Consider the following 13255-nt stretch of genomic DNA (forward strand, 5'->3'; position numbering starts at 1 on the left):
CGCCGCCCAAACTTGCCTTCGGAAATCAAAGCCCGTACAGTCCGGCCCATGAAAAACGCCCTCAACAGCTTAGGCATAGCCAAATCCCCGCAGGACACACGGGTTGTCGTCGCCATGTCCGGCGGCGTGGATTCGTCCGTCACCGCCGCTTTGCTGCACGAGGAAGGCTATGATGTCGTCGGTGTGACACTGCAGCTTTACGATCACGGCGCGGCCACGGCGGCGGGCGGCGTGGTCAAATCCAAGACCTGCTGCGCCGGACAGGATATCTATGACGCCAGCCAGGTCGCGGCGAAACGCGGCTTTCCCCACTACGTCCTGAACTACGAAAGCCATTTCCGCGAATCCGTGATTGAGGACTTCGCCGACAGTTACCTGCGCGGCGAAACCCCCATCCCCTGCGTGCGCTGCAACCAGACCGTCAAATTCCGCGATCTGATGAAGGTCGCGCACGATCTGGGCGCCGATTGCCTCGCCACCGGCCATTACATCAAGCGCGAAATCGGCCCCGAAGGCCGCGCCGAACTCCACCGCGCTCATGACACAGGGAAAGACCAGAGCTATTTTCTTTTTGCCACCACGCAGGACCAGCTCGAATTCCTGCGCTTCCCCATCGGCGGCTGGACCAAGGATGTCACCCGCACCCACGCGCAGCGCCTCGGCCTCCTGACCGCCGACAAGCCGGACTCGCAGGATATCTGCTTCGTCCCGCACGGCGATTACGCGAAAGTCGTGAAGAAAATCCGCCCCGAAGCCGAAAAACACGGCGACATCGTCCATCAGGACGGGCGCGTGGTGGGCCGCCATGAGGGCATCGTTCATTACACCATCGGCCAGCGCAAGGGGCTGGGCATCGGCGGCGGCGTCAGCGAGAACAACGACCCGCTCTATGTACTTACGCTCGACCCGCAATCAAACCGCGTCATCGTCGGCCCGAAGGAGGCTTTGGCAAGGAATACGCTGGTGCTGAAGGACTGCAACTGGCTTCTGGACGACAAGGAAACGAAAGACAAAGCCATAACCGTGAAATTCCGCTCGGTCATGCCGCCCGTCCCCGCCGCGCTGACGGTCAGAGGCGATATCGCGGAAATAACGCTGGACCAACCGCACTTCGGCATCTCGCCGGGTCAGGCCGCCGTCTGCTACGAGGGTGACCGCGTCCTCGGCGGCGGCTGGATCACGCAGACGCGCTAATCCAAAAAAACAATGGCCCCGATCAAGGGGCCATTTTGAAAATTTCCGAAAAAAAACTTAGGGCTTGGCCCCACCGGGAGTAGTGCCAAGAGACGGATTGATGACAGCCTCATTTCGAGCCTGCACACTTGTAAGAGCCTCCGCTGCCCGTCCGCTGCCCCCGCTATTTGTTGTAACGCCCGTAACAACAGCATCGGCCCCCATATTAGTCAAATTGCGAATAAGCTGGTCAGCTTCTTTACCAAAATTCTGAGCCAGACTGCCTAATCTTTCATACCAAGCGGGACCAGCCTTATCCATCAACTGTGCAGTTGTAAGATCAGGCTTGCGGTAACCTGTATCCTGCGAAGCCTGCTCTGTGAAAAGCGCACGGCGGATGGTCGAAACATCAATGTCGCCGGGCTTGGTCATCTTCGACTTGTCCGTAACATCCACGTTCATCTGCGCGGCCATCTGTTCGCGCATCAGCCGCTCCTGGGCCTTGCCAACCTCGGTATTCAGAAACCGGGTGATATTCTCCGGCTCCATAAAGTTACCGCGTGTCTTCTGTGACACGTCTACAAAATCAAGCCTTTCAACATCAACTCTGGCCATAGAACACCCCCTCAAGTAAAACTGTTGCTATAATTCTAACCCGAATGTCGCGTAAAGTGCAAGAAATCAAAGCCATAGGCAACAACTCTTGACAAAACCGCCCGAAAAGCACATTAAATTCGCTCGAACTTTTGGTTTTGGCGGTGTAGCTCAGGGGTAGAGCAGAGGAATCATAATCCTTTGGTCGGGTGTTCAAATCACCCCACCGCTACCAAATTCCCCCACCCTAGGCGATGTATTTTTGCTTTATTCGCTGCGCTCTGTCGGCGAAGGGTCCGGTTTCAAATAGATGAGTCTCCGCAACAAGGCGGTCAGCCGGATAAACCTTCGAAAGTTCTCGGAATTCCTGATTAACGGCCTTCAGAGCCTCAAAAATGAAGGGACCGGAATTAAACCTGTCTGCATCCTCTTGGGCCACTCCCTCCTTAAGCTCAAGACTTACACGCAGATACGAGTCAGCTTTCTCGTCTTCGAAAACGGACATCTGGAAGGAATGAAAAAGACTATAGAGTTCTTTATGGCCGTGAAGAACAGTATCCATATCCGATATCGAAATATTGACACCAAGAAAAAGCACGGTCTGATCTCCTCGCCCATAGACATAGAGCAAGGGAAAATAACCCTGGGGTTCTTCGATCCGGTCCTCCAAAGCGAGACTCTTCAGCTGTGCAAAGACCTCCTGAACGGATAACACGCCTCCGACATCGCGCAGGTTGTATCTGATCTTGGGCGCCAGCGCACTCAGCCGCGTAACGGTAAAGATAAGCTCCCCCTCGGAAGACCTCTCGATGTAATAATCAAGGGGATTGCACTGAAAGATCATCGGAACGGTACGCTTTCCGAACAAGGCCTCGCACAGGCCAGGGTGTTCGGAGCAAAGCCGCCGGAGTGTTTTGCTGAAAGCTGTCTCGACGGCCATATTGATATCCAGATCCGAAGCACCATAGGACGAAATCATGGTCTTGAACGTCCCGGAAAGGTAATCCTCCAGCCCTTTGGATAGGGACTCCCCTCCGGTGATCAGTTGGAGATTATACTCTTTCAGGTTAAGCGTTGTCGTATCCACAAACAGCTTGATGAAGGGCGGGTAACCGAGGATAAGATAATTGTAATGAGGTCCGAAAGTTTTGAGCGTATTCTCAAGCTTTTTTAAATCCGATCCCAGAGATTTCAGCAGAGCGACATCCGAAAAGGACATGGAGACATTCATGCCCGTCGCCCACGGCCCCATCACAAAACAGTTGATGATGAAAAGCTTTTGGCCGGGATAAGTGCGCTTCAGGCTCATTTGCAAGAGATGCTTGATCAGGCGCCGGTCGCTTGGCCCCCGCACCCAGTTCGTAGGCACACCGCCGGACCCCGAAGATTCGTCAATCACCACGCCGCGATTGGGCAACCGCCCGTAATGACAGCGCTGCTCCGTAGAATAGGCCTTCACATAACCTTCTTTTTGTGTTTCAGGAATCGACGAAAAATCTGCGGCGGAATCCGCGCCGATAAAGTGTCTGTGCTCAAGAAAATCTCTGTAAGCCGGACAATGCCTTGAGGCTTTGAGATAGGCCAGATAGGCCAGCCGCTTCGCCAGCCGCCCATGATATCTTTGCACCGCTTTCCGGCTGAGGAGCCAGAAAAACATCAGGTTAAAGACCCTGATCTCACGAGCACGGCAGAACAACGTAAACAAAGGAGAGTAGAAAAAACGGTCAATCATTGAGTATAACCTCGCGGATAGATAGCCTCAGACTTTCAGGCGGAGGATCGCAGTACCCCAGCCTGAAGATGATCCAGATATCCTGACTGCGGAGAAGCCCGCTCATCTTCTCATTCGCTAGAGGATTAGTGACAAGATTGCCGAACGGCAGGAGGTAAAGATCCTCGCGTGCCATCTCAAGCCAAAACCGCATAAAGGGCGCCCCGGCAGCAATGGCCCCCCTTGCGTCCCAGAACGGGCCGGAAAGCCAGGCCATCATTTCGGTATGGCCCAGTTTTTGCCGATAATAACGGGAAAGAAAGGATTGGAAGACCGGAGCCCGCAGCAACGCGGGAAATTTGGTCAACCCTTTCAACTCGAAGCCGCGCATATTCATGCAGCGAAAATCAAGCCCGTCCCGCTTCTGCCGGGACTCATCCTCCGAAAAGCGAAGATATTCCAGAAGCTCTTGATAATACGCCTCGTCATTCAGATCGGAGAAGAGCGCCTCGATGTTCGCGGTCATCAGGCTTTCGATCATCTCCGGCTCCGCGGTAAACCCCAGAGATTGTCCGGCCCCGTCAAAAAAAACCTTGAAGCGCTCAATCGTCTCCGCCGGAACAGGCTTCCTCAACGATCCGGCCCGGGACGTTCGGCGCTTCAGGAACAACGAGTCTTCGTAGACGCCCGCAACAGAGGGATCGCTGACAAGCCGGAGTTCGGCGTAAGGAATAACAGGAGCGTCAGAAAAGCCGGAGAAGACAAGCGTAATATCCACCCGGTGCTGTCGGTTGGTCGCCAGCAGACAGATAGACTCCGTAAACATGGCCATAGACAGCAGAACGAAACTCCCCGTGTCGTCCACGATCGGCAAAGTTCGGCCTGTATCCAGATAAACCGTAGCCCGACTCTCATCATGGATCACGACCTTCCAAGGCTGCACATTATGCGGCGAAGGCGTACGAACGGCCAGAGAGAGGATGTCATCCCAAAGCATGATGGATCTCACATTAATTGAACATTGTTCAATTAATAATAGGCAAAAATACTGCTTTTTGCAAATTTTTTTTTAAATCGTTGGTATTATGTAGTTAATTAAGATATTTAAAAAAATGGCAGCTTTTGTTGTTCAAATTATTTTTTTACGACGTCTTCTTCGATCGCCATCAGTTCATAAACGGGAAGGCCACACGGGTTGACGCCCCCGCCTTTTTCGCCTAAGAAGCAACCGGATCAAAAAAGTTAATGAATGATGGAATCGGCTCCTTCGATAGAAGACTCGATAGAAAATATGCGTTTCTGGCAATACTCTTTGACTGTGTTCGCGTTTCTGCTTGTTCTGGCCGGCTGTTCCTCGACCTCCGAAAGCGCCGGTGCCTATGGAAAATATTACAAGGTCGCCAAACCCGTCCAATGCGTCCCCTACGCCCGCAAGGTCTCCGGCATCAATATGCGCGGCAACGCCCACACCTGGTGGGATCAGGCGCCGAAATACGATTACACGAGGGGTAAGCAACCCGAGCGCGGCGCGGTTCTCGTCCTCCGCAATACCGGAAAGCTCAAATACGGCCACCTCGCGGTGGTCAACCGCGTGGTGAATAGCCGGGAAATCGACATCACCCACAGCAACTGGGGCAGCGATAAAAGTTCGCGCAGCCGCATCTGGAAATCCATGCGCGTGAAGGACGTCTCGAAGAAAAACGACTGGTCCCTCCTGCGCTTCTGGAACGGCAAAAGCTTCGGCGCCCCCTACGCGGCGTATGGGTTTATTTATAAGCCCTAGGGAGCGCGGGCAAAGCACTGATCGCTTTCACGCAGCATCTTCTCCACCTCAATTTTCTTCATACCCGGTTTAATATCCGGGCAATAGAGAAGTGAAATCATCACTCGTTCATATGAGGGTATGTTTGAAAAGGACGACACAAGATTCTCATTTAGATTGATCCAAAATGTCATTTTCTTCATTTGCTCTGCATAATTATATTGGCCACGGTCTTCATAACCTTTTATCGCAGACTTATACATAAAAGACACAATTTCTTGGTTAGAAATCTTATACGCAATATTTTTTTTGCGCTGTTCGAAAAGAGTCTGATCAGCAATTGTGTGCCATGATGACAAAAGAGAAAACGCATTTTTCGAAATTCCTGGCAACCCGAGACTACGAATGAGGCATTCATTGATCAAAGCGGTTAAAAACCTCTCTTCAAGCGTAGGATCAATTTTACAAATAGTTAAATCCAAATTGTAATGACTGTCCGGAAGCAAATAGCCATCGAAATAATTCTGGACATAAGTTTTAAATAATATCCCATTCAGCAAGGACTCTTCATCTGTTACCGGGTGATAATTGGAGTCGCCTTGCTCCCACGCCCTTACACTCTTAACGGTGTCAGGAACAATCCGTATTCGGGGAAAATTCTGATTGGTTTCGACCATTGAGTCAGGCGGGACGACCCTTATATCGAGCCCTGTCGCATCAGCAAGAGCCTTCGTTTGTGCTTCAGCCTTTGCGAGAAGAGAAGCATAATATTTCGCAAATTCTATAGGCGTATAGGGCGTTATGTACACTTTAGGCGCATATTTACCATATGAATGCCTTTCTGAGAGGGTATAGCGGGGCCAGTCAATCCCTATAGAAACATGGGTGCCCGCCCACTTCGTAATAACATTTCTCTCATTCAGTGGCGCATCCATATTTTTGGCAAGGTGCGGAGCAAGCCAGGGAACAAGTTTCTTGTTATATTTTCCCTTATTTTGGCTTTTCTCTGCAGTATTATTAAATAAATAATCCCACCAAGACTTATTTAGTTTTGGGTTATCAGATAAATAAAAATTCAGAAGTTTCAGCCTGTCTTCCTCCCCCGCATCCGCATTCCAAGGCAAATCCGAAAACGCGACATTGAGGAAATCAGCGATAATCTGGTCCTTTGTGTAGGTCACCCCGTCCAGAACATAGGCTTTATCTGCGCCGCCCACGGCTTGCCCCTCTGCCTCCGCCGCAAAACAATCAAACGCGACAAGGCTAAACAACGTCAGGAAGAGGAAAAAATAAAGGAACATCGGATGATTCATCGAAAATCGCCTTTTTAAATACGCCCACCCCAACGATAAGGACAGAAGCCTTACCCCGTCAACACCGCGCAACCCATGACCTCCAATATAACCCTGACCGCCCGCAATCCCGCGTGACTTCCCCCGCCCCTTGTTCTAAAAGATGGAAATGTCTGCCGCGCCGCCAAACACACCGCCCCCCAGAACCTGCTGGGTCCTCACCGAGGGCCACGCGGGCATGGAGGGGCAGTGTCTCGGCCTCGCCGAAAATATCGGCCTCACCCCGCAGATCAAGCGGGTCAGCCCCAAAGCCCCCTGGATATGGCTGCCCGCCCGCCTTTGGCCCAACCCGCTGGGCATGGCCGCGCCCGAAACGCCCCTGACCCCGCCCTGGCCGGATGTCCTGATCTCTTGCGGCCGCCGCAGCGCCGCCGCAGCGGCAGCGATCAAACGCCAAAGCGGCAAGGCAACGCTCGCCATTCACCTGCAGCGCCCCCCGCTTCCCCCGCAAAGCTTCGATGCAATCATCGTCCCCGAGCATGACAATTACAGCGGCCCAAACGTGATGACCATGCGCGGCTCCCTGCACCGCCTGACCGATGAAAAGCTCGAACAGGCCCGCGCCGCCTTCGCCCCCCGCTTCGCCGCTCTCGGAAACCCGAAAATCGGCGTTCTCGTCGGCGGCTCCAACAAGCGGCAGGATTTCACACCGGCCCTCGCCCGCGATTTCGCAGGCAAATTGCACACGGCGCAGCAAGCCCTGCCCGGATCCAGCCTCCTCCTCACCCCGTCCCGCCGCACGGGTAAGGAGAACGAATCCATCCTGCGCGAGGCGCTTTCAGGAACGCATAATTTCATCTGGGACGGTACAGGCGAAAACCCCTATTTCGGCATCATGGCGCTGGCCGATCATCTGGTCGTGACCGGCGATTCTGTAAACATGGTCTCCGAAGCCTGCTTCACCGGCAAACCCGTCTACATCTACCTCCTTCCGGGCGGCAGCAAACGCTTGCAAAGCTTTACATCAAAGCTGATCGCCGAGGGCTTCGCCCGCCCCTTCGCAGGCGCTCTGGAACCCTTCGCCCCGCCCCGCCTGGATGAGATGGCGGCGGTGGTAAAAACAATCAAAGACCGCTTCGGCTTATAGGATATTCTTTCTCTCGTAATTTCATGATAAAGTGACCCACACTCAATACGAGCCACGGACGATGTTTAGCAGGCCTGTCACCTTTCAGACGTTGTTGTTCCTCAGCCTTCTGGTTCTCAGCGGCTGCGTCATTAAATCCAGGAATGAAATCATCAGCAACGAACAATCCGAAATTATGCTTGGTGGCGCCCGACATCTCCTATGGATTACGCACGACAATGAAAGCATTCTTCTGGAACGATTCCAAAAGGAATTGGAACGGACATATTTCGCCAGTTCTTTGAGCGACCCCTCCGAAAACGTTATCGTCAGGTTTTATAAATGGAGCGGAGCGGAACTCGTGCCAAATGAGGACACATTTATTGTTGCTGCAGTCACGACCAACAAGAAAAATAGGGAGTACTACTACCAGTTACTGAGCTTCGATCCCTCGAAAAGTGTTTGGACCACATGGAGCTACACTCCTCCAGACGACAAGGAAATCATAGTAAGCGATCTAAAGGAGCTTAAAAATGCATTTAAGACTATGGTTGAGAAAAAATATTTTCAAAGGAAGGAGCTGCTATGTTTCAGGATAGCCCATGACACCATTGTGGTGGAAAAATCCTCCGAAATGCCAAGCGAAAGCGCACACTAGCGGACAAGAACCCGAAGCGAAAGTTCATGGAGAGAGATTTCCGCTGGCCCAAAGCAAGAAAAATCTCCGTCAATCTGGACTTCATGAGAAGTCAGAACCTCCAGACGCAGTATGGACCGCTTGACCACAGCCTGAGTATCTTTTTTCTTAGCGAGCAGATATCTCAGTACGGAAAAAAAAGACCTACGCGGAAAAATAATAAGTTCAAACCGGCCATCGTCGAGCGTTGATTCAGGCGATGCTGAGAAGCCGCTGCCGTAGGTCACGGCATTCTGAACGAATATATAATACCCTCTGAGCCTCTCACCCGTTTCCGTCACGACATCAATAGGCTTGAAATCATATCGAAAAAACTCCCTGAACAGGACAATCAGATAGGAAAAAGCCCCCCAGCGCCCTTTCAGCTTTCGGTCCACAAGCCGCACGACATGGGCATCGAAACCTATACCGGCCATCATGGTAAAGTAACGCCCGTCAATAACTCCAAGATCAATGGTTTTGGTCCGGCCAGCAGCGATCACGGCGCAGGCGGTAGCGATATCGGCAGGTAGATTGAGTTCGCTGGCCAGTAAGTTGGCGGTCCCTGCCAGAACGATCCCCAAGGCCGTATCGGTCCCTGCCAGACCGTTGACGACCTCGTTGACCGTTCCGTCGCCCCCGACTGCGACAACAGCATTATACCCTTGCGCGGCGGCTTGCCTCGAAAGTTCAACAGCATGGCCAGGATAAAGTGTGTATTCGATCGTCGGAACAATACCTTGCGCCCAAAAGCTATCATAAATCCGCTGCTTCAAAGCACCGATATCAAGAACTTCCTTTTTCTTAAGCCGAAGAAAGCGCCGCAAAAAGCCCGGCAGATGGACCCCCTGCCCCGCTTTCGGATTGATAATGACAAAAACGCGCAAAGACCGTTACTCCAGCCGACAGGAGAAAATACAAAAGAACCCCGATGAAACCTATAGCATAAAATTTATGGGTGATTTGGAGAATAAGACCCAAGCTTGTAGACGTTAAGCTCTTTTGCTAAACAGGAAGACAATTTAGGAGTTTATTGATGCATATTATTCTCGCTATCCTCGGCTCCATCATAACCATCTTGTTCTACCTGAGCATGATGAGCCGTTCGGGGATAAACTTCCGGTGGCTGACCTGGCTCGACCCCTTTGCATGGAATCGGCGGCGAAAATGGCGCGAAACCATGAACGCCGATCCGGCATTTTCTTTAAAAAGCCCGATGGAATCGACGGCGTGCCTGATGTTTTTAGCAGCCAAATACTCTGGCGAAATTTCACGGGAGCAGAAGGAGACAATCCTCCGACTGTATCAGGACGAATTTCATCTGAACGATAGCAAGGCGCGAGAGCTTCTGACCTCCTGCAGTTTCCTGATTCCCGATGAGCAAAAAATCTATGACCGACTCGAGACCTTTCTTGCCCCCAGCCTTTCCCAATTCGATCAAAATCAAAAGGATTCGGCCATGCGACTTTTGGAAACAGTCATACAATGCGAAGGAAGACCAACAGAAAAACAGATGGACTTTCTCGAAAAAATTAAGATGCAGTTTAAGGGAAAACCGCCATCCGAACAAAACAAATGGGCGCACAACTCATAAAAAATTGAAGATGCTAATCTTCTTTTTTTCCGTAATCTCTAATATTTTCTATCTCATCAAGAAGCCTCTTCTCTTCCTCTTGGTATTTCTGGTTTTTAAACACCACCGCCCCAGCTTCAGGATCAACGGAATAAAGTTTGGAATGGACGAAATAGAACTTCAGGAGCTTTTCGTGCGCCGCGATAAGCCGCTCCTCGTTCGCCAGAAAATCAATAACACCATTAAGCTGCTCCTTCTTCACCCCACCCCAGGTAGAGAGAAGCTTTTCTCTGACATCCTCGGGTTTATCCTTTAGCAAAGACACGACGGCGACATCTGATTTCTGAAAAACATCAATAATCTTCTGCCCTTTTTGTCTCAATGTCGGCGCAATATCATCTTTGAAAGCTTTGTAGCTTTTTTCAGCATTCTCTGTTCCCTCCAGATTGTATGGGCTAATGACTTCCTTAAGGATTCTGCGATCTCTCTTGTAACTGACGGTCTCAGCACTCAAATCCTTCAAAAATTGATTTAAGACGACCTCAAATTCCTTGGCAAATTTCTCATCGGGATTAAGAGCAACATCGGACGGTTTTGACGTATCACTCTGAACGGAGCGTAGTGTTAACTCAATAGTGTCAGAAGAAACCGCCTCGGGTGCAATCTGAGCGGCTTTCGGAGCTTCAAATTTCAAAAAAATATCCGGCCGATAAAGGGCCGTTAAGACACCAAGGGCAAAGCTGCCAATCAAAAGCAGGGCAAAGACAAAACCCAAAACAAAATAAAAGAAAAATGCGTTCGCTCTAATGGTCATATCGCTAAAATATACACGCGAACAGAGAGTTTTAAGAAGCCCCGGAGAATAAAACGCATAAAATTAACTAGAGGGAAGGACCGGATTGCATATCTCGCACAAGCTGAACTTGATTAAAATTGATTTTCGTAAGAGTATCGAACAGTTTTGCATAAGATTCGGCAATCCCGGGATCGTAAAACGAGATAACCTTGGAACCCTCGGTATGATAATAACCGCCACTGTTCTTAAGAATAAAGGTCACCAATTTTTGATACGTCTTGATAAAACGCGCCTGCAAATCAAAATACTTGTTAGCTTGCACCAGATAACTTTTCAGAGCCTCCTCCGAGATCTGTTCTATAATCTTACGATCCTCAGGCTTAAAGTTCTCTAATTCTGCCTTAAGATTAACCCTGTACTGCTCTACATAATTGTTCAGAGAATCGTAACTCTCCTTCACTGTTTTTTTCGCACTAGCTATATCCTTGCGGAACTCCTGACCTCTTCGTGTAACCTGAAACTTATAGGGCTGCAAAAGCTCAAAAAGACGTTCCTTATAAGTCGCATCGACTTCAACAAAACCATTAAGGACAAGAGTAAGACTGTACAACGCCTGGTCAAGCTTCTCAGCCTTCTGAACGTCGGATACCTGCGATGAAAAAACCCGTGGCACCACGGGATCAAGAGTCTCCTCCTCAACCACTTTGGGTTGAGGATTATACTGCCCCTTCAACTGCTGCGAAAAGGCATCCTGACCCGCAATAAAGGGAAAACAGAAACAAGCCCCAGCCAAAACAAAACGAGAGAATATCTTCATAAACCGAATAATCGCACGATCTTGCAAAATTATCAATATTTCAGTAAGCCCCAAGCCGGGAATTTTGAGATTTATCCGAAACTTAACCCTACTCTGCGGCTCTTTTGAAGCTCTGGGCATCCTGCGGGTCGTCGCGGATACGGTCCAGGAACCCGCTCACCGCCCGCTCCAGACCGTCCGCCAGCTGCGCGATATTGTCAGCGGAGGTATTCAGCATCTGCGCCGCGCTCCCCGTCTCGCTCGCCGCCACCTGCACGTTGCCGATGATGCTGGACACCTGCTGCGAAGCCTGCGAAACCTCGCTGATATTCCGCGTGATCTCCGAAATCACCGCGTTCTGCTCCTCCACGGCCCCCGCCGTCCCCGCCGAACTGGCGTCAATGTCCGAGATATTGCGGATAATCTCCTGCATCGCCCGCACCGCAGAACCCGTCGCCCCCCTGAATCTCGGAAATACGCTTTTCGATCTCCTCCGTCTTCTTCGCCGTCTCGTTCGCCAGCTTCTTCACCTCGTCGGCGACCACGGCAAAGCCCTTCCCGGCCTCCCCCGCCCGCGCCGCCTCGATCGTCGCATTCAGCGCCAGAAGGTTTGTCTGCTCCGCGATGTCCTTGATCGCCACCACGACTTCCCCGATATTCGTCACAAGCCTGTTGAGTTGATCGACTTCCTGGCTCGTCCGGCTGGCATTCGCCGATGCCTGGTTGGCCTTCGCCGCCACGTCCGTGATCTGGTGCGAAATCTCCTGCGCGCTCGCCGTCATCTCCTCCGTAGCCGACGCCACCGTCGCCGCATTCGCGCTCGTCTCCTCAGAAGCCGAGGCCACAGAAGAACTCGCCTCCTGTGCCTCCCGCGCCGTATTCTCCATCGTCCGCGCCGCATCCTGAAGCTTCTCCGCAGCCACAGCCAGATTCTGGATCGAACCGCCCACTTCCGCATCGAAACGGTCCGCAAGCTCCACCATCATCCGCTTCTTCTCCACCTGCGCCCGGCGCTCATTCTCCTCCTGCGCCCCCTTCAAACGCAGAGCCTCAAGGCCGTTCTCCTTGAACACCTGAACCGACGCCGCCATCGCCCCGATCTCATCGCCCCGCTCACGCCCCGGTATCTCCACATCAAACTTCCCACGAGCCAAATCACCCATCGCAGCAGTCATCAAGGAAATCGGACGGACAACGCGATTTCTGGAAATAAACAAACTGAACAAAGCAACAAGAACACCAAGAATGACGGAAAAAGTGATGGTCGTTTTGATATCCTTTTCCTTCTTCTCGACGTAATGATTGACCCCCTCAAACTCAGCCTCAATAATGCCGGAGAACTCCTCCATCGCGCCTTCCAGATACTCAAAATCCTCCTCGAAGGCGACATAACCCTTGTCAATACTTGAGGGATCTGTAAAGGCGGCAGATGTGAGCTTCTCGGCGCTGGCAATATAACGGGCCAGCGGCTCCTCAAGTTTTACAAGCGTTTCGTTGACGGCAGGGGAAAGATTAATCTGCTCGACGGCGGAAATAACCTCCCTGAAATGCTCTGCATGTTCCTTGGTACTGGCCTCAGCCTCAGGCCGCCCCGCCGTATTCCCCTCACGCGCCAGCTTGATGGCAAACAAAACATCGGCCCGCAGACCGTCATGCATCATATCGCCCTCGATCTGGTTTTTAAGCGCAACCGCAACGCTCTTTGACTGGTTGTAGATATGATCGAGAGAATAAATCTGAAAAACCGCCAGCCCGG

At 51.6% G+C, this 13255-nt stretch carries 14 protein-coding genes and 1 tRNA gene; 6 read left to right on the forward strand and 9 right to left on the reverse strand.

Annotation, left to right across the window (positions count from 1 at the left end; genetic code table 11):
- The first annotated feature begins 48 nt into the window (after positions 1-48).
- The gene (gene mnmA / locus IPN28_12530; GenBank protein ID QQS57063.1) at positions 49-1194 is read left to right on the forward strand and encodes a tRNA 2-thiouridine(34) synthase MnmA; all 1146 of its coding nucleotides are present in this window, start codon (positions 49-51) and stop codon (positions 1192-1194) included.
- A 57-nt stretch (positions 1195-1251) separates the two neighbouring features.
- Here the strand turns inward: mnmA and IPN28_12535 are convergent, their stop codons facing one another.
- Positions 1252-1788 (reverse strand): hypothetical protein, encoded by a 537-nt coding sequence (locus tag IPN28_12535; GenBank protein QQS57064.1) that lies wholly within the window; start codon positions 1786-1788, stop codon positions 1252-1254.
- A 139-nt stretch (positions 1789-1927) separates the two neighbouring features.
- Here IPN28_12535 and IPN28_12540 point away from each other — a divergent pair.
- Positions 1928-2002: transfer RNA gene (locus IPN28_12540), tRNA-Met, on the forward strand.
- Between the two features lie 12 nt (positions 2003-2014).
- Here the strand turns inward: IPN28_12540 and IPN28_12545 are convergent.
- Complete coding sequence (locus IPN28_12545) at positions 2015-3499, reverse strand: hypothetical protein (GenBank protein QQS57065.1); 1485 nt, start codon at positions 3497-3499, stop codon at positions 2015-2017.
- On the reverse strand, positions 3492-4475 hold the full coding sequence (locus IPN28_12550) for a hypothetical protein (GenBank protein QQS57066.1): 984 nt from the start codon (positions 4473-4475) through the stop codon (positions 3492-3494). The genes IPN28_12545 and IPN28_12550 overlap by 8 nt, the downstream gene beginning before the upstream one ends.
- 294 nt (positions 4476-4769) lie before the next feature.
- Between IPN28_12550 and IPN28_12555 the strand changes: the two genes are divergently transcribed.
- The gene (locus tag IPN28_12555) at positions 4770-5261 is read left to right on the forward strand and encodes a CHAP domain-containing protein (protein QQS58632.1); all 492 of its coding nucleotides are present in this window, start codon (positions 4770-4772) and stop codon (positions 5259-5261) included.
- Here the strand turns inward: IPN28_12555 and IPN28_12560 are convergent.
- Complete coding sequence (locus tag IPN28_12560) at positions 5258-6553, reverse strand: hypothetical protein (protein ID QQS57067.1); 1296 nt, start codon at positions 6551-6553, stop codon at positions 5258-5260. The genes IPN28_12555 and IPN28_12560 overlap by 4 nt on opposite strands.
- A gap of 148 nt (positions 6554-6701) precedes the next feature.
- On the opposite strand from IPN28_12560, the gene IPN28_12565 reads away from it, so the two are divergent.
- Together IPN28_12565 and IPN28_12570 are read left to right on the forward strand one after the other, a co-directional pair.
- Complete coding sequence (locus tag IPN28_12565; GenBank protein ID QQS57068.1) at positions 6702-7679, forward strand: mitochondrial fission ELM1 family protein; 978 nt, start codon at positions 6702-6704, stop codon at positions 7677-7679.
- Positions 7680-7740: 61 nt separating this feature from the next.
- A complete protein-coding gene (locus tag IPN28_12570; protein QQS57069.1) occupies positions 7741-8316 on the forward strand; it encodes a hypothetical protein in 576 nt (191 codons plus the stop codon).
- Here the strand turns inward: IPN28_12570 and IPN28_12575 are convergent.
- Positions 8313-9221 carry a diacylglycerol kinase family lipid kinase gene (locus IPN28_12575; protein ID QQS57070.1) on the reverse strand — a complete coding sequence of 303 codons (909 nt, stop codon included), beginning with the start codon at positions 9219-9221 and terminating at the stop codon, positions 8313-8315. The genes IPN28_12570 and IPN28_12575 overlap by 4 nt on opposite strands.
- A 149-nt stretch (positions 9222-9370) precedes the next feature.
- Here IPN28_12575 and IPN28_12580 point away from each other — a divergent pair, with 149 nt between their 5' ends.
- Positions 9371-9928: a TerB family tellurite resistance protein gene (locus IPN28_12580; GenBank protein ID QQS57071.1), complete on the forward strand. Its 558-nt coding sequence runs from the start codon at positions 9371-9373 to the stop codon at positions 9926-9928.
- A 13-nt stretch (positions 9929-9941) separates the two neighbouring features.
- On the opposite strand, the gene IPN28_12585 is transcribed toward IPN28_12580, so the two are convergent.
- The 4 genes from IPN28_12585 to IPN28_12600 all read right to left on the reverse strand — a co-directional run bounded on the left by IPN28_12585 (position 9942) and on the right by IPN28_12600 (position 12674).
- Entirely contained in the window at positions 9942-10721 is a 780-nt protein-coding gene (locus IPN28_12585) for a hypothetical protein (protein ID QQS57072.1), read from the reverse strand.
- Between the two features lie 67 nt (positions 10722-10788).
- A complete protein-coding gene (locus IPN28_12590; GenBank protein QQS57073.1) occupies positions 10789-11640 on the reverse strand; it encodes a hypothetical protein in 852 nt (283 codons plus the stop codon).
- A complete protein-coding gene (locus IPN28_12595; protein QQS57074.1) occupies positions 11609-11932 on the reverse strand; it encodes a hypothetical protein in 324 nt (107 codons plus the stop codon). The genes IPN28_12590 and IPN28_12595 overlap by 32 nt, the downstream gene beginning before the upstream one ends.
- On the reverse strand, positions 11898-12674 hold the full coding sequence (locus IPN28_12600) for a hypothetical protein (protein QQS58633.1): 777 nt from the start codon (positions 12672-12674) through the stop codon (positions 11898-11900). Before IPN28_12600 ends, IPN28_12595 begins: the two co-directional genes overlap by 35 nt.
- Positions 12675-13255: the final 581 nt, after the last annotated feature.

The sequence above is a fragment of the Alphaproteobacteria bacterium genome (assembly GCA_016699735.1).
Taxonomy (GTDB): Bacteria; Pseudomonadota; Alphaproteobacteria; order Micavibrionales; family Micavibrionaceae; genus JAGNKE01.

Coding starts and splice junctions, on each gene's coding strand:
- mnmA (QQS57063.1), top strand. CDS start 49: ATGAAAAACGCCCTCAACAGCTTAGGCATAGCCAAATCCCCGCAGGAC.
- IPN28_12535 (QQS57064.1), bottom strand. CDS start 1,788: ATGGCCAGAGTTGATGTTGAAAGGCTTGATTTTGTAGACGTGTCACAG.
- IPN28_12545 (QQS57065.1), bottom strand. CDS start 3,499: ATGATTGACCGTTTTTTCTACTCTCCTTTGTTTACGTTGTTCTGCCGT.
- IPN28_12550 (QQS57066.1), bottom strand. CDS start 4,475: ATGCTTTGGGATGACATCCTCTCTCTGGCCGTTCGTACGCCTTCGCCG.
- IPN28_12555 (QQS58632.1), top strand. CDS start 4,770: ATGCGTTTCTGGCAATACTCTTTGACTGTGTTCGCGTTTCTGCTTGTT.
- IPN28_12560 (QQS57067.1), bottom strand. CDS start 6,553: ATGAATCATCCGATGTTCCTTTATTTTTTCCTCTTCCTGACGTTGTTT.
- IPN28_12565 (QQS57068.1), top strand. CDS start 6,702: ATGTCTGCCGCGCCGCCAAACACACCGCCCCCCAGAACCTGCTGGGTC.
- IPN28_12570 (QQS57069.1), top strand. CDS start 7,741: ATGTTTAGCAGGCCTGTCACCTTTCAGACGTTGTTGTTCCTCAGCCTT.
- IPN28_12580 (QQS57071.1), top strand. CDS start 9,371: ATGCATATTATTCTCGCTATCCTCGGCTCCATCATAACCATCTTGTTC.
- IPN28_12585 (QQS57072.1), bottom strand. CDS start 10,721: ATGACCATTAGAGCGAACGCATTTTTCTTTTATTTTGTTTTGGGTTTT.
- IPN28_12590 (QQS57073.1), bottom strand. CDS start 11,640: ATGCCCAGAGCTTCAAAAGAGCCGCAGAGTAGGGTTAAGTTTCGGATA.
- IPN28_12595 (QQS57074.1), bottom strand. CDS start 11,932: ATGCAGGAGATTATCCGCAATATCTCGGACATTGACGCCAGTTCGGCG.
- IPN28_12600 (QQS58633.1), bottom strand. CDS start 12,674: ATGACTGCTGCGATGGGTGATTTGGCTCGTGGGAAGTTTGATGTGGAG.